This is a genomic window from Bacteroides muris (ex Fokt et al. 2023), assembly GCF_024704895.1.
Lineage (GTDB): Bacteria > Bacteroidota > Bacteroidia > Bacteroidales > Bacteroidaceae > Bacteroides > Bacteroides muris.
In genome coordinates this window covers 183,401-201,301 of record NZ_JAMZEE010000001.1, presented here as the reverse complement: position 1 = coordinate 201,301, position 17,901 = coordinate 183,401, and the positions used below count along the sequence as shown (strand labels likewise).

13 protein-coding genes are annotated in these 17,901 nt (G+C 47.8%); 7 read left to right on the top strand and 6 right to left on the bottom strand.

All coding sequences use genetic code 11. The features are described 5' to 3' along the window. Nucleotides 1–142: 142 nt before the first annotated feature. A complete protein-coding gene (locus tag M1B78_RS00635; protein ID WP_136008686.1) occupies nt 143–877 on the top strand; it encodes a hypothetical protein in 735 nt (244 codons plus the stop codon). Then, entirely contained in the window at nt 874–1,257 is a 384-nt protein-coding gene (locus M1B78_RS00630; RefSeq protein WP_257939607.1) for a hypothetical protein, read from the top strand. The genes M1B78_RS00635 and M1B78_RS00630 overlap by 4 nt, the downstream gene beginning before the upstream one ends. Before the next feature lie 78 nt (nt 1,258–1,335). On the opposite strand, the gene M1B78_RS00625 is transcribed toward M1B78_RS00630, so the two are convergent. Then, nucleotides 1,336–2,346, bottom strand: coding sequence for an ATP-dependent 6-phosphofructokinase (locus tag M1B78_RS00625; RefSeq protein WP_136008688.1), 1,011 nt, complete (start codon nt 2,344–2,346; stop codon nt 1,336–1,338). A 122-nt stretch (nt 2,347–2,468) separates the two neighbouring features. Between M1B78_RS00625 and M1B78_RS00620 the strand changes: the two genes are divergently transcribed. Beyond that, a complete protein-coding gene (locus M1B78_RS00620; protein ID WP_257939606.1) occupies nt 2,469–3,980 on the top strand; it encodes a GH3 auxin-responsive promoter family protein in 1,512 nt (503 codons plus the stop codon). A 22-nt stretch (nt 3,981–4,002) separates the two neighbouring features. On the opposite strand, the gene mnmA is transcribed toward M1B78_RS00620, so the two are convergent. Continuing rightward, nucleotides 4,003–5,055 carry a tRNA 2-thiouridine(34) synthase MnmA gene (gene mnmA / locus M1B78_RS00615; RefSeq protein WP_257939605.1) on the bottom strand — a complete coding sequence of 351 codons (1,053 nt, stop codon included), beginning with the start codon at nt 5,053–5,055 and terminating at the stop codon, nt 4,003–4,005. A gap of 125 nt (nt 5,056–5,180) precedes the next feature. Between mnmA and cysS the strand changes: the two genes are divergently transcribed. After that, entirely contained in the window at nt 5,181–6,656 is a 1,476-nt protein-coding gene (gene cysS, locus M1B78_RS00610) for a cysteine--tRNA ligase (protein WP_257939604.1), read from the top strand. Between the two features lie 158 nt (nt 6,657–6,814). Here the strand turns inward: cysS and M1B78_RS00605 are convergent, their stop codons facing one another. Together M1B78_RS00605 and M1B78_RS00600 are read right to left on the bottom strand one after the other, a co-directional pair. Continuing rightward, nucleotides 6,815–8,359 (bottom strand): sulfatase family protein, encoded by a 1,545-nt coding sequence (locus tag M1B78_RS00605; protein ID WP_257939603.1) that lies wholly within the window; start codon nt 8,357–8,359, stop codon nt 6,815–6,817. Beyond that, the gene (locus tag M1B78_RS00600) at nt 8,356–9,555 is read right to left on the bottom strand and encodes a glycoside hydrolase family 88 protein (protein WP_257939602.1); all 1,200 of its coding nucleotides are present in this window, start codon (nt 9,553–9,555) and stop codon (nt 8,356–8,358) included. The genes M1B78_RS00605 and M1B78_RS00600 overlap by 4 nt, the downstream gene beginning before the upstream one ends. A gap of 171 nt (nt 9,556–9,726) precedes the next feature. Here M1B78_RS00600 and M1B78_RS00595 point away from each other — a divergent pair, with 171 nt between their 5' ends. Beyond that, nucleotides 9,727–10,170: a PaaI family thioesterase gene (locus M1B78_RS00595; RefSeq protein ID WP_257930539.1), complete on the top strand. Its 444-nt coding sequence runs from the start codon at nt 9,727–9,729 to the stop codon at nt 10,168–10,170. On the opposite strand, the gene M1B78_RS00590 is transcribed toward M1B78_RS00595, so the two are convergent. Then, nucleotides 10,115–11,023, bottom strand: a complete 909-nt coding sequence (locus M1B78_RS00590) for a DUF3108 domain-containing protein (RefSeq protein ID WP_257930538.1) — start codon at nt 11,021–11,023, stop codon at nt 10,115–10,117. The genes M1B78_RS00595 and M1B78_RS00590 overlap by 56 nt on opposite strands. Beyond that, nucleotides 10,944–12,893, bottom strand: a complete 1,950-nt coding sequence (locus tag M1B78_RS00585) for an Ig-like domain-containing domain (protein WP_257939601.1) — start codon at nt 12,891–12,893, stop codon at nt 10,944–10,946. Before M1B78_RS00585 ends, M1B78_RS00590 begins: the two co-directional genes overlap by 80 nt. Nucleotides 12,894–13,200: 307 nt before the next feature. Between M1B78_RS00585 and M1B78_RS00580 the strand changes: the two genes are divergently transcribed. Next, on the top strand, nt 13,201–14,376 hold the full coding sequence (locus tag M1B78_RS00580; RefSeq protein ID WP_257939600.1) for an efflux RND transporter periplasmic adaptor subunit: 1,176 nt from the start codon (nt 13,201–13,203) through the stop codon (nt 14,374–14,376). Between the two features lie 103 nt (nt 14,377–14,479). Continuing rightward, entirely contained in the window at nt 14,480–17,896 is a 3,417-nt protein-coding gene (locus M1B78_RS00575; RefSeq protein ID WP_136008697.1) for an efflux RND transporter permease subunit, read from the top strand. Nucleotides 17,897–17,901: the final 5 nt, after the last annotated feature.

Genomic DNA, 17,901 nt, shown 5'->3' with positions numbered 1-17,901 from the left:
TAAAAACTATCACTATCAAATTGAAAGTTTCATTGATTTAAAAATTATAAGTCTGCAACAGGAAATTTTCTATTAAAATTCAAAATAGGCTTTTTTAATTAACAATTCTTTTTCTATTAATAAACTTAAAAAACAAAACATTATGAAAAGTAAAGCCTCCTTTTTGTTCATTTTATGCAGTTTCCTGTTCTCATGTTCAAACAACCTGAACATAAATGACGAGATTCAAGAGTACAAAACCTATGAAAAAGTAAACAGTTCAACGTTACAGCAACAAATATTGGATTATTTGGGGCAAAAAACTCTGACTAGAAACTCATCACCAACAACACCATTTGAGCCAACGGACATCTATGACATTACAACTCAAGAAATTGTATGTCCCAATCCAAATTCTGATGAAACCATGATAGTGGTTCGTAATGTTACAGATGCCAATAACATAATGGCATTCTACAAAAAGAACGATACTATTGAAAGTTGTTTGATTATAGAATATAATCAAACAGTAAGCACTACCAATGAAACATCATTCATATGTAAAGATCAGGATAATATTCCCATTTTCAAAGCAATAATCAACAACACCAATGAAACTTGTGAGGTTGTCGAAATCTATGAAGGCATTGAACTAATAAATACAAAAACGAAAAACTGGGGATGCAATTTGGCTTTAGGATTATCAGGTATAATATGGTCAACCGCCGCATCAACAGCCAGTATGGGAGTAGGAGTCGTTGTTGCTATTGGTTGGTTAGTTTTTCAAACATGGGCATGTGATGTTGCCACATCATCTACCACTGTTCCTGACGAGACGCCCGATACAGACGAAACAGTTCCTGTTTCTGAAGATTCCACAAATAGTACAGAGCCATGAATAAAAAATTAATCATCCCCCTGCTATCTTTTCTATTGGTCATTGCAGGATTCACTACACTCCTTTTGTGCCAAGAGTATAATTGGCTGTTTTCTTGTTCTATTGCTACTATGTTCACGATGAGCGGAAACCTTATCGGATTGTTTGTTTCCAAACGAATTTACGTAGCTAAACCGACCTTGAAAAGACTTGGAGGATGGCTTTTTCCGGCCATCCTATGCTCTATATTATGTCGTATTCTCATTACCGACATTGCTATCAGAAATATATCCATTGTGGCCATCAACATTGCTTTGGCTTTAAGCATAGTATTCTACATCATGCATTCGGTAAAACATAAGCCGGATGATATAAAGGTAAAAGAAAGCCGACTCCTATAGAGCAGGAGCGGCACAATCTTTCAAGAAGCTTTCTTTAATAAAAGGGAGACCGTACTTTTAATAAAGGGAAGCCATACTTTATCCAAAGCAGATTCCCATTCTGCGTCCTTGCACCACCAAGTCATTGTCTGCTGTCACCAGCTTCAGCTTGCCGGCTATTTCCTCCAACGGCGCGGAAGAGATTTCATTGCCTTTCAGGGTAATCATCCGTCCGAACTGCCCGTTGGCAATGAGCTCCGTGGCGTGTCCTCCCATGCGGGTGGAAAGGTTACGGTCAAAAGGTGTGGGTGAGCCGCCACGCTGAATATAACCCAGCACAGTCTCACGGGTCTCAATACCCGTTTCATACTCTATCTCCTGAGCGATGTATTCGGCCGCACGCTTCCGCCCGTCCGTCTGTATGCCTTCGGCCACCACCACGATGGAGTAAGGCTTTCCCTTCTTCAGCCGATTCAGAATCGTTTCTCCTATGCGGTGAATATTATAGGGAATCTCCGGAATCAGAATCACGTCACCACCACCTGCCATACCGGAGTATAAGGCTATCCAACCTGCCTTGTGCCCCATCACCTCAATCACCATCACCCGTTTGTGCGAACTGGCCGTGCTGTGCAGCCGGTCGATGGCATCTGTAGCAATGCTGACGGCAGAATCGAATCCGAAGGAGAAATCAGTTCCCCAAATATCGTTGTCTATGGTTTTAGGTACAGACACAATGTTCAGCCCCATAGCAGAGAGTTTGGCGGCTGTCTTCTGCGTACCGTTCCCGCCGATACAGACTACACAATCAAGCCCCATCTCTTCGATATTCCGCGCTATCAGTGCCGGTTTGTCCACGCCGGACATCACGCCGTTCTTCTTAAAGGGCTTCTCGCGCGAAGTACCGAGCATCGTACCTCCCAAGTTCAGCAAACCGGATAAGGATTTTTCGGTAAACGACTCCACATCCTTGGTCAGCAGCCCCTGAAAACCGCTGTGAATGCCAATTACTTCCATTCCATAATGGTTGATAGCTGTTTTACATACACCGCGAATGGTAGCGTTGATGCCGGGACAGTCGCCTCCTGAAGTCAAAATACCTATTCTCATGATATTTTTGTTTGAATTATTGTTCTATAGGTCCGTAAAGATAGAAAAAAAAGAGAAAAAAGATAGAGATGCCGATAAATAAGATTATTTTTGCGGTTTAAAATAAGATTTCACAAAGAACGATGAATATTACACAGTTTCTGAATAAGGTATATTTTGCTCCCCGTCTGAAAGAAATCGAACAATACACCAGCCATGCAGGTGAATTGCAACAGCTTGTACTGCAACGTCTCGTCCGGACAGCGGCAAACACGGAGTGGGGAAAGAAGCACGACTATGCCTCTATCCGTACTTATGAAGATTTCAAGAAGCGCCTTCCCATACAAACTTACGAAGAAGTAAAACCTTATGTAACCCGCCTGCGTGCCGGTGAGCAGAATCTGCTTTGGCCTTCGGAAATACGTTGGTTTGCCAAATCATCGGGTACCACCAACGACAAGAGTAAGTTCCTGCCCGTCAGCCGGGAGTCCTTGCACGATACGCATTACAAGGGAGGCCGGGATGCCGTTGCCATCTATCTGGGGCAGAATCCTGAAAGTCGTTTCTTTTCCGGTAAAGGGCTTATCCTTGGAGGCAGCCACGCTCCCAACCTGAACACCAACCACAGTCTTGTAGGCGACCTCTCCGCCATCCTCATAGAAAATATCAACCCGCTGGTAAACTTTGTCCGCGTACCCCGCAAACAAACGGCCTTGATGGAGCACTTCGAGCCCAAAATGGAGGCTATAGCCCGCGAAACCATCCATGCAAATGTCAGCAACCTTTCCGGAGTACCGTCCTGGATGCTTGTACTCATCAAGCATATACTGGAAAAGACGGGAAAACAGAGCCTCGAGGAAATATGGCCCAACTTGGAGGTATTCTTCCACGGCGGCGTTGCCTTCACTCCCTACCGCGAGCAATACAAAGATGTCATCCGCAGCAGCAAGATGCATTATGTAGAGACTTACAACGCATCCGAAGGTTACTTCGGCACGCAGAACGACCCTGCAGACCCTTCTATGCTGTTGATGATCGACTACGGAATCTTCTACGAATTCATTCCCTTGGAAGATGTAGGCAAGGAGAATCCGAACACTTTCTGCCTCGAAGAGGTGGAACTGAACAAGAACTACGCCATGGTAATCTCCACTTCTGCCGGGTTGTGGCGATATATGATTGGGGATACGGTGAAGTTCACGTCGAAGAATCCCTATAAGTTCGTCATCACCGGACGCACCAAGCACTTTATCAACGCGTTCGGCGAGGAGCTGATTGTGGATAATGCGGAAAGAGGACTTGCCAGGGCATGTGCCGAGACCGGTGCACAGGTAGTGGATTACTCTGCTGCTCCCGTGTTTATGGACAAGCATGCCAAATGCCGCCACCAGTGGCTGATAGAGTTTGCACAAATGCCGGACAGCCTGGAGAAGTTCGCCAAAGTATTGGACGACACCCTGAAAGAGGTGAACTCCGACTACGAAGCTAAAAGGCAGAATAATCTGGCGCTGCAACCGCTGGAAGTCATCGTCGCCCGTCCCAACCTCTTCCACGACTGGCTGGACAGCAAGGGTAAACTCGGCGGGCAGCATAAGGTGCCCCGGCTCAGCAATACAAGGGAGTATATAGAGGAGATGCTGAAGCTGAACGAATAACAAAATATGAAGGTAGATTTTATCACAAAATAATTCCACCGCCCAGCAGCAGCCCACTTTCATCATAGAAAGCCGCTGCCTGCCCCGGTGCAATAGATTCCAGCGGCTCTAACAGGCGGACATGCAACAGTCCCTCCACTGTGAGACTTACCTTACAGTGGTTTGCCTGCTTACGATAGCGTATCTTCACAATAACCTCGTCTGCACCCAGCACGCGACTGTTATCCACCAGGTTCCACTCTCCCAGCCACATTTCCTGCTTGTAGAGAGAAGAAAGCGGGGCTAGAACGACTTCATTGGTCTCCACTCTTGTCTCTTTCACAAAAACAGCTTTGTTCAAATGGATGCCCAGGCCCCTACGTTGCCCTACGGTATAAAACGGATACCCCTCATGCCATCCTAGAAAATCTCCCTTTTCATCGACGAATCTACCTTTACCGGGTAATAGTGTTTCGGGGACTTCACGCTTCAAAAAGGAACGGTAATCCAAAGGGCAAAAGCACACACCTATACTGTCTTTCTTCGCAGCCACCTGCCCGAAACCACGCTCCGCCGCATACGAGCGCGCCTCATTTTTCGTAATATCTCCCATCGGAAGCAACATACGCCGCAGAATATCCTGCTTCAACCCCCACAGAAAGAAGGTCTGGTCTTTATCCTTATCTGCGGCAGGAGCTATGTAATACTTTCCTCCAGACAAGACTTTGCGCACATAATGTCCGGTAGAAATCCAATAAATCCCCTTTTCATCGGCTATTTTAGCCAACAGTGCCCACTTCAGTTCATTATTGCATACTGTGCAAGGAACGGGAGTACGCCCCCTCAGATACTCTTCCACAAAATAGCGGATAATACGCGAACGGAAAAGCTCGCGTGCATCATAGGCGATGTGTTTCATCCCCAGCTTCAGGGCCAGAGCCCGTGCATCTTCCAGATACCCGATTTCATCCCCTGCCTCATAGAAACGGAAAGTCACGCCAGTCACCTCATAACCGGCTTCCTGCAACCTCATGGCGGCCACGGAACTATCCGTACCGCCACTCATGCCAAGCAATACACGTTTATCTGACTTCATGGATACAAAAGTAATAAACGAAGGTGAAATCCGCTGCATTTACTCTTATAAAACAGAATATCATTATAGATTTTCACAGATTTATTATACCTTTGTACTCCTAAAAGAACTAATAATCAACTGTTATGGAACATCAACTGACCATTTACAACACTTTAAATAGAAAAAAAGAGCTGTTCGTACCGCTGCATGCACCGCATGTAGGCATGTATGTCTGCGGACCGACCGTGTACGGTGACCCGCATTTGGGACATGCACGCCCTGCCATCACTTTCGACCTGCTATTCCGCTACCTGACGCACATCGGCTACAAGGTGCGCTATGTCCGCAACATTACCGACGTGGGCCATCTGGAGCACGATGCCGACGAAGGAGAGGACAAGATTGCCAAGAAAGCACGTCTGGAGCAACTGGAGCCAATGGAAGTGGCGCAATACTACATCAATCGCTACCACAAGGCAATGGATGCATTGAATGTGCTGTCGCCCAGCATTGAACCGCATGCCAGCGGCCACATCATCGAGCAGATAGAACTTGTAAAGGAGATTTTGAAGAACGGATATGCCTACGAAAGTGAAGGCTCCGTTTATTTCGATGTAGAAAAATACAATAAAGACCATCACTACGGCAAGCTCTCCGGACGCAACCTGGATGATGTTCTCAACACAACCCGCGAACTGGACGGACAGAGCGAGAAGCACAACCCCGCAGACTTTGCCCTCTGGAAATGTGCGCAACCGGAACACATCATGCGCTGGCCCAGCCCGTGGAGCGACGGCTTCCCCGGCTGGCACGCCGAATGTACAGCCATGGGAAAGAAATACTTGGGCGAGCACTTCGACATTCATGGCGGCGGCATGGACCTTATCTTCCCGCATCACGAATGCGAGATTGCACAATCCGTAGCTTCCCAAGGGGAAGATATGGTACATTATTGGATGCACAATAATATGCTGACCGTGAACGGACAGAAAATGGGTAAGTCTTATGGTAACTTTATCACATTGGAAGAGCTCTTCAAAGGCACACACCCCATGCTGGAGCAAGCCTACAGCCCAATGACCATTCGCTTCTTCACCCTGCAAGCCCACTACCGCAGTACGGTAGACTTCAGCAATGAAGCTCTACAAGCTGCTGAAAAAGGGCTGGCAAGACTGATGGATGCCGTACATGGACTGGACAAGATTACCCCTGCTTCAATCTCTACCATAGACGTGAAATTTCTGCGTGCCAAGTGTTACGAAGCCATGAATGATGACTTGAACTCACCGATTGTCATCGCCCACCTCTTCGACGGCGCCAAGATGGTAAACAATATTCTGGCAGGAAACGATTCCATCACAACCGAAGACCTGAAAGAATTGAAGGAAACCTTCTATCTTTTCTGCTTCGACATCTTAGGATTACAAGAAGGCAACGCCTCCAACGAAGAGCGTGAAGCCGCCTTCGGCAAAGTAGTGGACATGCTATTGGAAGAGCGTTCAAAAGCAAAAGCCAACAAAGATTGGGCTACATCCGATAAAATCCGTAATGAACTCACCGCACTCGGTTTCGAGATTAAGGACGGTAAGGACGGAAGCGAATGGAAGCTGAATAAATAACGAAGATATCATAACTCACCACAACATTACACAGATTGGGGTAAGTTTTAAACAGAAGAACAAAAGAACATATTTTTCTCTCTTTTGTTCTTCTGTTCTTTTGTCTGAAAATAGAATCTGTGTGTTCCTGCAGTGATTGTGTATTTTGACATATCCAATCAATAAGGTATCATATCCTTCAAGATACCGTCCTTATACCAAGGATCATCAATCTCTTTCAATACTCTGCCCATCTCTGCGCAAAGGTCTTTTACGACTTCTTGGTTTTCTTCCAAAGCAAGGTTAGTCATCTGATACGGGTCCTTTTCATCGTCAAACAACAAACTTTTGACCAGTTTATGATTTTCGCGGTCAATGTAGAGCGCCAGCGTATAGCGCGCCGATTTAAAGCCGCGCGATGAAGGGAAATAGGAACAGACCATACCTTCCGCATCCTTCTCACCATCCAGGTTCTGAATATAGAGAGCACCGGTAGGACGTACAATATCTGCCTTTTCATCGAAGAAAAGCGGTGCATAATTGCGTCCCTGCACCTCGGCCGGAATGGAGTCGGCAAGACCGGCAAGGCCCAACAAGGTAGGCATGATGTCCGGCGAGGAAAGCATCAGGTCGTCCACGCGGGGGGTAATCTTATCGGGGAAACGAACCAGGAAAGGAACGTTCATAGACTCGGAGTATGGGGAATTCTTCGGATCTTCCGTATGCTGGCTGCACATGGTCTCTCCATGGTCGGAAGCAAACACGACAATGGTATTCTTGTCCAGTCCGAGTTCCTTCAAGGCATCGAGTATCTGACCGAAAGCACGGTCAACACCCGTCACAGAAGCAAAGTAGTAACGTACACTCTCTGCCTTGGGCATCTTGGAGTCGGCATTCGGACGGACGAGCAAGCTGTCCAGAGGCTGGTCCTTATAGAGATTGAAATCTTCTTCCATACAGTCGTTCAAAGAACGGTACGGACTATGGGGAGGATTCATGCCTACCATGATGAAGAAAGGCTTTTTCGGGTCGCGTACGTTCCCCTCATTCTTCAGGTATGACACCACTTTGCCCGATTCATGCAACGGCGACCACTCGTGCGGGTCGTGACGACGGCCTTCCGTATCCCAATAATGCGGGTTCTTGTGCTCATCGAAAGTTCCGTAAGAATACCAGTAGTTGAATCCATGACGGCGTTCTTTCGGTGTATAGGCGTCCCATGCAGGCACGCGCTCTTCCACATACTGTCCGGGGTGTTCGGGGTCGTTGGGGGTAGGGAAATCGGCATGCAGCTTGCCAAAGTAGGCGCAGTCGTATCCGGCATTGCAGAACACATCGCTCACGCACACGGCATCCTCACGCAGTGAACTGATGGGGCGGCTCGCATTGCAGTTCAACGGAATGCCGCTCTTGTTTGGATACATGCCCGTCAGCAAAGAGCCGCGGTGGGGACTGCTCAACGGGCAATTGCTCATGGCAGAGGTCAGCACCACCGACTCCCGGGCAAAGTCATTCAAGCGTGGGGTGTGCACCGGGTCATTCCGAAAGTTCACTTTCTCGCGAAAACCTTCCTGCCCCCAGAACTCCATCGCCTGGTTACGGTATTGGTCAGGAAAAACGTAAATGACATTCGGCCGGACGGCTTGTTCCGCCTGCGGGACTTTACAACCCTGCAAGGCGAACAAGCCTAAACCACCTAACAAAATATTTAATTGAGTTTTCATTTTTCCAGATTTTTTTTACGCATCAATCCTTCCAGAAAGTAATAGTCGGCATAGTTCAGCGGTACATCAATCTCCGCCCCGTGGGGAATACTACCCACAGAGTGCATCAGGATGAAGTTACCATTGGTACCCACCTTGGCACGGTAGGAAGGAGAAGCGAGGCTTTCCATAATCCGGTCGGCAGTTTCCTTGTATCCCTTATCCGGCAGATAAGTGCTCAGCTCGTAAAGGGCGGATGCCGTGCAGGCAGCTGACGAAGCATCACGAGGTTCATTCGGGATATTGGGGGCGTTGTAATCCCAGTAAGGAACCAAGTCTTCCGGAAGATTCTTGTTGTTGAAGATAAAGTTGCAAATCTTTTCAGCCTGCCCCAAGTATCTGGCATCGTGTGTATAGCGATAGCACATAGTGTAGCCGTACAAGGCCCACGCTTGTCCACGTGCCCAAGCAGACTCGTCGGCATAACCTTGTGCAGTCTGTCTCTTACGGACTTCACCGGTTTCGGGGTCATAATCCACCACATGATAGCAGCTGTTGTCCTCACGGAAATGGTTAGCCATAGTCGTATCGGCATGCTTCCGGGCTATGTTGTAAAAGGTGGAGTCGCCCGACAGTCTGGAAGCTTCGAACAGCAGTTCGAGATTCATCATATTATCAATGATAACGGGACATTTCCAGCCACGTTCAGCCTGCCATCCCTTGTCTACATCCCACGACTGAAGTACGCCTGCAGCAGGGCGGAAACGGGTAGACAAGGATTTGGCCGTCTGTATGATGACCGGCTTGTACTCTTCCTTACCCGCAAAACGGTATCCGTTCAGGTAGCTGCAGCCAATCATAAAGCCTACATCATGATGCCAAGTGAGGTATTGTACCGAATCCAAATCCTCGGTATACTTCTCTGCCAACGGCAGCCACTTCCGGTCGCCGGTCAGCTCATACATATGCCAGATATTACCGGAAAAGAAACCGGAACACCAATCGTCGATAGGTACATAGACAATGTTCCCATCCTTATCAATGGTGCGGGGATTAAGGATTTTACCGGATTTTTCGATAATGTCTGTCTGAATTGTCTCCTGAGCCACAGCATTATCAATGTTTTCTTGGATAAAGTTGCTTTCAGCCTGCTTTTGGCCTGCGCAACCTGCCAATACAAGAAGGGAGATTCCCAACGTAGTGAGGACTGTTTTCATAATAGGGATTTATTTATTAAGAGTTTATGATTTTTCCTGCAGCAAAAGTAGAGCAAGTGTACAGATTTAACCTGCCTAAATAATTCAATTAATGGCCAAAATCGTTACTTTTGTGTCCGGAATTACATGTTTTCCACCCATTAATCATTAATTATTAACCATTACTCCCCCATGACCGCACAAGAATTTTTCAAGAACGACCGTTTCGCCACGAATGCAGGTGTAGAACTGATAGAAATAAAGGAAGGGTACAGCAAGGCACGCCTGGTTATCACAGCAGAACATCTCAATGCGGGAGGCCGTACACAAGGTGGCGTCCTCTTCACCCTTGCCGACCTGGCACTGGCAGCAGCAGCCAACTCTCACGGAGTATTGGCTTTCTCTCTTTCATCCACTATCACCTTCCTGCGCAGTAGCGGACCGGGCGATGTGCTGTATGCCGAAGCACGCGAACGCTACATCGGCCGCACCACCGGATATTACCAGATTGACGTCACCAACCAGGAAGGAAAACTGATTGCCACTTTCGAATCCAGTGTATTTAGGAAAGGAGACAAGATTACTTTTTCCCTACCACAGACGTCATCGGATAGCGGTTGCCCCGGACACTCTTGAAGAACGCCTTGGCCGAACCGAAGTTCAGATACATGTCCAGACGGATGGGAAGGTGGTTCCTGTCGTCGGACACAAAGAAGGTGATGACCTCCTTCTCCTTACCTTTTTTATACTCTACGAAAGAAAATACCAAGCAGCGGTAAACGGTGTCGTTATTCGCCTTGACGTCCTCCTTACCGCGATAAATCAACGTCTGCTCTTCCACCCTGCGCCCCGTAGCCATGGGGAAGAGTATCTTCTGCCCTACCTTGTAATCCTTGGGGTCGTAGGAACGAGCCTGGGCCAGGATGCTCAGCATGTCGAAAATACAACGGCTATCGCTGTACTCCATCTCCTGCGGCTCGCGGACAGGATTATACCAGGTGCGTCGCTGTTTCACACTGGCTACACCGTCGTTATAGGAGAACCAAGCCTCGTCTACCGTGTGACGGCTCCCCTCCTCCGCCGCCTTACGGAAGTAAAGCGGCTCCAGCCGGTCGCTGACGTAGCAGGTCAGCGTGTCGCGCATCTTGAAGAAGAAGTCAGTTTTCTTGCTGCCCACGCTGAGCAAGTTGAAGCGAAAGGCCGGCTCGGAATGATAGGTCGTGGCGTTGGTGGTGAGACTGGCCAAGCCCACCTTCTTCCAGATGAATTTCCAGTTGAAATATAAGTCGTACATCACGTGCTCGCCCGACTGGAATGCCTCGTTTCGGGCGGCACACTGGGCTTGAACAGACTGGGAGATTCCCAAACAGCACATCCCCACCATCCACAGAACAAACAGCCGCTTCCACTTAATAGCTACGGCCCCTACCGCTGTTGCGATTGCCATTACGGTTATTTTTGTTCCTGCTTTGCTTTTTCTTGTCTTCATCCGGTTTTTGTTTTTTTAGTTCGTTCGGTTTCTGCCTATCCAGAGGCTTAGCCTTGATATCCCATTCCTGAGTCAAATCAAAGTTCGCTTTAAGCTCCAGAACCATCGGATAATAGTAAACCATTTCAGGCTGGCGCTTCTCGGTATAGTTTCCCGTATCCCAGATGCCATTTCCATTCGTATCATTTATCAGCCTCGCTCCATATTTGCCCGGATTAAGGAAATAGAAATCGGCTTTCCCATCCACCACCGGCACCGTACGCAGCACTTTGTCCTGACCGTCCAGCAATTCCACAAAAGCCAGAGAGTCCGCTCCATGCACATTAAAGAATATCTGCCCGTACTCTTCCAGTTTCCTGGCCTTGAAGTCCTTCTTTATCTTGTCGGAGAACAACCCGTACAACCCGCATATAGCAGTAGAATCCACTTCAAATGTATAGCTTTCACCGGGTGCCCATTCGGCAAACAGATTATAGCGCTTCAAATCCAAAGAGTCGCGCATAAAGTCGAACGGGATATCCTGCCACAATGAGTCCACTTTCAGTTTCAGATGGAAAGCGGTGGTATCTATGCTTGCCACCGGCTCCGTAAACGACAGAGTAAGATAATCGTATACATCGATTGCAGAAGGGGCATACACATCTACAGTCAGGAATTCCGTCGGCTCGGGCTCTTCCACCTCACCTTCCTTCAACTTCTTCTTTTTCTTCTCACGCTCCTTCTGTGCCTTTTCCTTCACCTCCTGTTTCTGTTTCTGCTGCTTGTCGTATGTCAACTTCGCCAGCACATTCAAAGTATCGGTACGGGGCACCAGTTGTTTCAAGCTATCCGTATACAAATAGGTGATACTCATTTTCAGGGAATCCTGCTTATAAAGCAAGGAATCCTTTATCCAATAATGAATCGTATCGTTCCGGCCGGTGGGCTGTTCTATAACAAACGCATCTTCCTCATTAAAGTTCAATCCTTTCAATAAAGGCAACGTGTCTGCCGGAGCAGTGAAATAGAGCGAAAACTTCTCCGGAGTCAACCGTTCGGCCTTCAAGAAACGTTGCGAGAAGGAAAGCTCCTTGAAAGCACGCAGCAGGACATCATCCGGAAGGTAGTGGGTATATTGACGTTCTACAATCGTATCTACTGTCAGCGAGTCTATCCAGGCCGTATCCTGGCGCATGCGCTCTTCCATGGAAGGAATGATGATGGAGTCATTGAAAGCTATCACTTCCGTCGGCTGGGAATAGGCAAAATTCTGGTCGGCATCCTGCAAAGCATAAATGCGATACTTGCCGGGAGCCACTCCACGGATAGAGAAACGTCCGCGACTATCCGTACGCCCCACCCGTTCAAAAGGAAGTTTGGTAAAAGCGGAGTCGGCCAGATTGGCATGCAGACCGACCAGCATTCCTTTCACCGGTTCAAGATTGGCCGCATTCAGTACTGTACCGGCCACAGCCATAGAGTCGAGACGGTCGCCCGTAGAGAAAGAATAGAAGAAATTCTCCAAGGGATTCCCCTCATTATTGTCCTGGATGGCATCACCAAAATCGAATGTATAAGTGGTATTGGCTTTCAATGTATCCTGCAGAGTGATGACCACCTTCTTCCCATTAGACTTAATTTCGGGCTGTTGCACCTGCGGAGGAGATATTACAATCTTCTCATTCGGCTTGTCAAGTTTGATAAATTCGTCGAACTCAATGGAAAGTTTATTTTTATTGCAATGGAGTGCGCCGGGCGCAGGAGTGCCGGAAATAAAACGCGGAGGAGTCTCATCATAAGGTCCTCCTTCAATGCGGCCCACACTGGCACAAGAATACAGCACGGCAGCTATGCCGACACCCCCCAACAACCTGCGGAAAAGCGGCTTCATTTTAGTATGGCGTTTACGTTCTAACATACTGCAAAAATAAAGGTTATCTACCAATTAGCGGTATGCTTTACAGTATTTTAATCAAAAAATGTCCTTGTTGCCCTCATCCATGTATAAAACATAGTTAAAAAAGGAAGAGTTTCACACCTTATATACTAAGAAAAGAATAATTTTGTAGACGAAAACTGAATACTTACATTCAGTTTTCTTTTCCCCGCCTTGCTTTCTAAATAATGAATTGCACACAAAACAGCCTTTCAAAAGTCGAAAAAAGAAGAATATAAAATTATACAGAGAACAAAAGAGTATGAAGAGTAGATTAGTATTATTGGCATGTTGCCTGACACTGCTCAGCAGTTGTGGACAAGGCAACAAAGGAACGGGCAAAACTCCCGAATTTGCAGTGATTGAGGCAAAGACCACCACTGCCAACCTGACAAACAGCTACCCTGCCACTATCAAAGGCAAACAAGATGTGGAAATCCGCCCGATGGTAAGCGGTTTCATTACAAAATTGCACGTGGACGAAGGCGCTACAGTGCGCAAAGGGCAAGTATTGTTCAGCATCGACCCTGTACAGTATCAGGCTGCCGTAAATTCGGCCAAAGCTGCTGTTGAAACAGCCAAAGCTGCCGTAAACACACAAGAACTGACCGTAAACAACAAACGTGAACTGAACAAGAAGAACATCATCAGCGACTACGACTTGCAAATGGCCGAAAACCAGCTGGCACAAACAAAGGCGCAACTGGCACAAGCCAATGCCCAGTTGGTCAATGCCAAGAACAACTTGTCATACACCAGTGTAACCAGCCCCAGTGACGGCGTAGTAGGTAGCATCCCCTACCGCGTAGGTAGCCTGGTCAGTCCTTCCGTAGCCAGTCCGCTGACTACCGTTGCCGACATCTCCGAAATGTACGCCTACTTCTCCATGACCGAACGCCAACTCCTGTCACAGATTCGTGAAGGCGGCAGCATCAAAGAAATCTTAGAAAAGATGCCGGATGTACAATTGCAGCTCATCGACGGAACCATGTATGCCGACAGCGGCCGCGTAGAAACAATCAGCGGAGTCATAGACCAGGCTACCGGTTCTGTAACCATGCGTGCTCTTTTCCCCAACAAGCACAATGTACTGCGTAGTGGAAGTACCGGCAACGTCGTGTTTCCGAATCCAATGGAGAATGTCATCATGATACCACAATCTGCCACAACGGAAATTCAGGACAAAAAGTTCGTATTCGTCCTACAGCCGGACAACACCCTAAAGAATACCGAAATCAAAGTATTCAAACTGAATGATGGCAAGTATTATTACGTAACAGACGGCTTGAAAGCAGGCGAGAAAATCGTTATCGAAGGCGTGCAGAATCTAAAAGACGGACAGAGCATCACACCCATCACTCCCGCCGAGAAAGAAGCAGAATATCAGAAGGCCCTGAAAGACCAGAAAGAAGGCAATATTCAAACGGCATTCCAATAAAAGAATGAAAATTGAGAGAATGAAAAGCTGCTCACAACAGGCACAGCATTGATTCTTATCCCATTTTAATTCTTTAATTTTTAATTCTTTAATTTTTCATGAAATGAAATTAGATAGATTTATAAACCGTCCGGTACTGTCAACGGTAATCTCCATCCTGATAGTAATCCTGGGACTCATTGGTCTGGCCACACTACCTATCACACAATACCCGGACATTGCCCCTCCTACCGTTTCGGTACGTGCCACCTATCAGGGTGCCAATGCACAAACGGTATTGAACTCTGTCATTGCACCGTTAGAGGACCAAATCAATGGTGTGGAGAACATGATGTACATGACCTCCAATGCCGCAAACAACGGCTCTGCAGATATATCCATTTACTTTAAACAAGGCACCGACCCCGACATGGCTGCGGTCAACGTACAGAACCGTGTATCTATGGCACAAGGCTTGTTGCCGGCAGAAGTTACCAGAGTCGGCGTAACTACCCAGAAACGCCAAACCTCCATGTTGATGGTATTCTCCATCTATGATGAGAACGACCAGTACAACATCGAATTTCTAGAGAACTATGCCAACATCAACCTTATTCCGGAAATAAAGCGTGTAAACGGTGTGGGCGATGCCAATGTGCTCGGTCAGGACTACTCCATGCGTATCTGGCTGAAACCGGACATCATGGCTCAATACAAATTGGTGCCCAACGACATTTCCGGCGTATTAGCGGAGCAGAACATAGAGGCGGCTCCCGGCCAGTTCGGCGAACGCGGCAAGCAGAGCTTCCAATACACCATCCGCTACAAAGGACGTCTGCAACAGCCCGAAGAGTTTGAGAATATCGTTGTCAAGGCACTTGAAAACGGTGAAGTACTCCGCCTGAAAGACATAGCGGACATAGAGCTGGGACGTTTGTCTTATAACTTCAACAATATGGTAAACGGACACAAGTCTGTGACCTGTATCGTTTACCAGATGGCCGGTTCCAATGCCACACAAACCATCAGTGACTTGGAAGAGGTACTTAACAATGCTTCCACGACTCTGCCTTCCGGATTGAAAATCAATATTGCCCAAAGTGCCAACGACTTCCTGTTTGCTTCTATCCACGAAGTTGTCAAGACATTGATCGAGGCATTTATCCTCGTATTCATCGTAGTATACATCTTCCTGCAGGATATGCGGTCTACACTGATTCCTTCCATAGCCATCCCGGTAGCTTTGATTGCAACTTTCTTCGTATTGAAACTGATTGGATTCAGTATCAACTTGCTGACCCTCTCGGCCATGGTGCTCGCTATTGCGATTGTGGTCGATGATGCCATAGTCGTTGTCGAGGGTGTCCATGCCAAGCTGGATCAAGGATACAAGTCGGCACGGACCGCATCCATCGATGCCATGAGCGAACTGGGCGGTGCCATCATCTCCATCACCTTGGTAATGATGTCCGTGTTTGTTCCGGTAAGCTTCATGGGCGGTACTGCCGGTACGTTCTACCGCCAGTTCGGTCTTACCATGGCGATTTCCATCGGTTTCTCGGCCCTGAACGCCTTGACGCTGAGTCCGGCCTTGTGCGCCATCTTCCTGAAACCGCACAACAGCGACACTACCGTGCAAGAACGGATGGGTGTTGCAGCCAAGGAGGCCCGCAAAATTATGATTGCCCGTTATGCAGATTCCATCGGTCGGATGATGCGTCCCAGCCTGACGCTGCTTTTCACTATCATTGCTATCTTAGGCATGATTTTCGGGCTATTCAGTTTCGAGAATCATCCCATACTTTGTATGGTTATGATTGTAATCAGCATCCTTGCACTGGCAGGCATGACCACCGACAAATTCAAGCACTCTTTCAATGCTTCCTACGATAACATTCTTGGCAAATATAAAAAACAAGTATTGCGTTTCATACAAAAGAAGTGGCTGTCGGGCAGTATCGTTGTAGGCTCCATCATTCTGCTGGTAGTCTTTATGAATATCACACCGACAGGTATGGTGCCCAATGAAGATACCGGTACCATTATGGGAGTAGTGACTCTTCCTCCAGGAACTTCACAAGAACGTGCCATGGAAGTGCTTAACCGTGTGGACAGTCTTGTTGCAGCCGATCCGGCAGTAGAATCGCGTACCGTAATCTCAGGTTTCAGTTTTATCGGAGGTCAGGGACCTTCTTACGGTTCGCTCATCATCAAACTGAAGAACTGGGAAGAACGTTCCACCATGCAGAATTCAACGGTGGTCTACGCTACACTCTTTATGCGTGCACAGAAAATCATCAAGGAAGCCCAGGTATTGTTCTTTGCTCCCCCTATGATTCCGGGGTACTCGGCATCCAGTGATATCGAGCTGAACATGCAGGATAAGACCGGTGGCGACCTGAACCACTTCTTCGACGTGGTGAACAACTATACCGCCGCCCTGGAAACTCGTCCGGAAATCAACTCCGCAAAAACCAGCTTCAACCCCAACTTCCCGCAATATATGCTGGATATCGATGCAGCCGCCTGCAAGAAAGCAGGTATCAGCCCGAGTGACATCCTCAGCACCATGCAGGGATATTTTGGAGGTATTTACGCTTCCAACTTCAACAGCTTCGGTAAAATGTATCGTGTAATGATTCAGGCAGAACCGAACGCAACCAAGAATCTGGAGTCGCTCTCCAGTATCAAGGTACGCAACGGCAACGAAATGGCTCCCATCACTCAGTTTGTATCTATCAAGAAGGTATACGGTCCTGATATCATCAGCCGTTTCAACCTTTATACATCCATGAAGGTAATGGTAGCTCCCGCCAACGGTTATACATCCGGCCAGGCACTGACAGCCATTGCAGAAGTAGCCAAGGAGAACCTGCCTGCAGGCTTTGCCTACGAACTTGGCGGTATGGCACGCGAAGAAGCCGAAACAAGCGGCAGTACCACGGGATTGATTTTTGTGCTCTGCTTCGTGTTCGTCTACCTGTTGCTAAGCGCGCAATATGAGAGCTACATCCTTCCGCTCTCCGTATTGCTCTCCGTGCCGTTCGGTTTGCTAGGCAGCTTCTTGTTTGTCAGCGGCATCGGTTCATTGGGCAACATTCCTGCACTGAAAATGATTCTGGGCACCATGTCCAACGACATCTATATGCAGATTGCCCTTATTATGCTGATGGGTCTGTTGGCCAAAAACGCCATCTTGATTGTAGAGTTCGCCCTCGACCGCCGCAAGATGGGCATGAGCATCACGTGGGCTGCCGTGCTGGGTGCAGGTGCCCGTCTGCGTCCTATCCTGATGACATCGTTGGCAATGATTGTCGGCCTGCTTCCGTTGATGTTTGCTTCAGGCGCGGGTGCCAACGGTAACCGTACGCTGGGTACGTCTGCCATCGGCGGTATGTTAATCGGTATGATTCTGCAAATCTTCATCGTGCCCGCACTGTTCGTGGCATTCCAGTACCTGCAGGAGAAATTCAAGCCGATGGAATGGGAAGACGTGGACAACTCGGATGCAGAACCGGAAATCGAACAATATACAAAATAGGAAAC

Excerpts from the sequence above, each read along its gene's own strand:
- M1B78_RS00580 (WP_257939600.1), top strand. The coding sequence starts at position 13,201 with ATGAAGAGTAGATTAGTATTATTGGCATGTTGCCTGACACTGCTCAGC.
- M1B78_RS00590 (WP_257930538.1), bottom strand. The coding sequence starts at position 11,023 with ATGAAGACAAGAAAAAGCAAAGCAGGAACAAAAATAACCGTAATGGCA.
- M1B78_RS00630 (WP_257939607.1), top strand. The coding sequence starts at position 874 with ATGAATAAAAAATTAATCATCCCCCTGCTATCTTTTCTATTGGTCATT.
- mnmA (WP_257939605.1), bottom strand. The coding sequence starts at position 5,055 with ATGAAGTCAGATAAACGTGTATTGCTTGGCATGAGTGGCGGTACGGAT.
- M1B78_RS00625 (WP_136008688.1), bottom strand. The coding sequence starts at position 2,346 with ATGAGAATAGGTATTTTGACTTCAGGAGGCGACTGTCCCGGCATCAAC.
- M1B78_RS00600 (WP_257939602.1), bottom strand. The coding sequence starts at position 9,555 with ATGAAAACAGTCCTCACTACGTTGGGAATCTCCCTTCTTGTATTGGCA.
- M1B78_RS00620 (WP_257939606.1), top strand. The coding sequence starts at position 2,469 with ATGAATATTACACAGTTTCTGAATAAGGTATATTTTGCTCCCCGTCTG.
- cysS (WP_257939604.1), top strand. The coding sequence starts at position 5,181 with ATGGAACATCAACTGACCATTTACAACACTTTAAATAGAAAAAAAGAG.
- M1B78_RS00585 (WP_257939601.1), bottom strand. The coding sequence starts at position 12,893 with ATGAAGCCGCTTTTCCGCAGGTTGTTGGGGGGTGTCGGCATAGCTGCC.
- M1B78_RS00605 (WP_257939603.1), bottom strand. The coding sequence starts at position 8,359 with ATGAAAACTCAATTAAATATTTTGTTAGGTGGTTTAGGCTTGTTCGCC.
- M1B78_RS00595 (WP_257930539.1), top strand. The coding sequence starts at position 9,727 with ATGACCGCACAAGAATTTTTCAAGAACGACCGTTTCGCCACGAATGCA.
- M1B78_RS00575 (WP_136008697.1), top strand. The coding sequence starts at position 14,480 with ATGAAATTAGATAGATTTATAAACCGTCCGGTACTGTCAACGGTAATC.
- M1B78_RS00635 (WP_136008686.1), top strand. The coding sequence starts at position 143 with ATGAAAAGTAAAGCCTCCTTTTTGTTCATTTTATGCAGTTTCCTGTTC.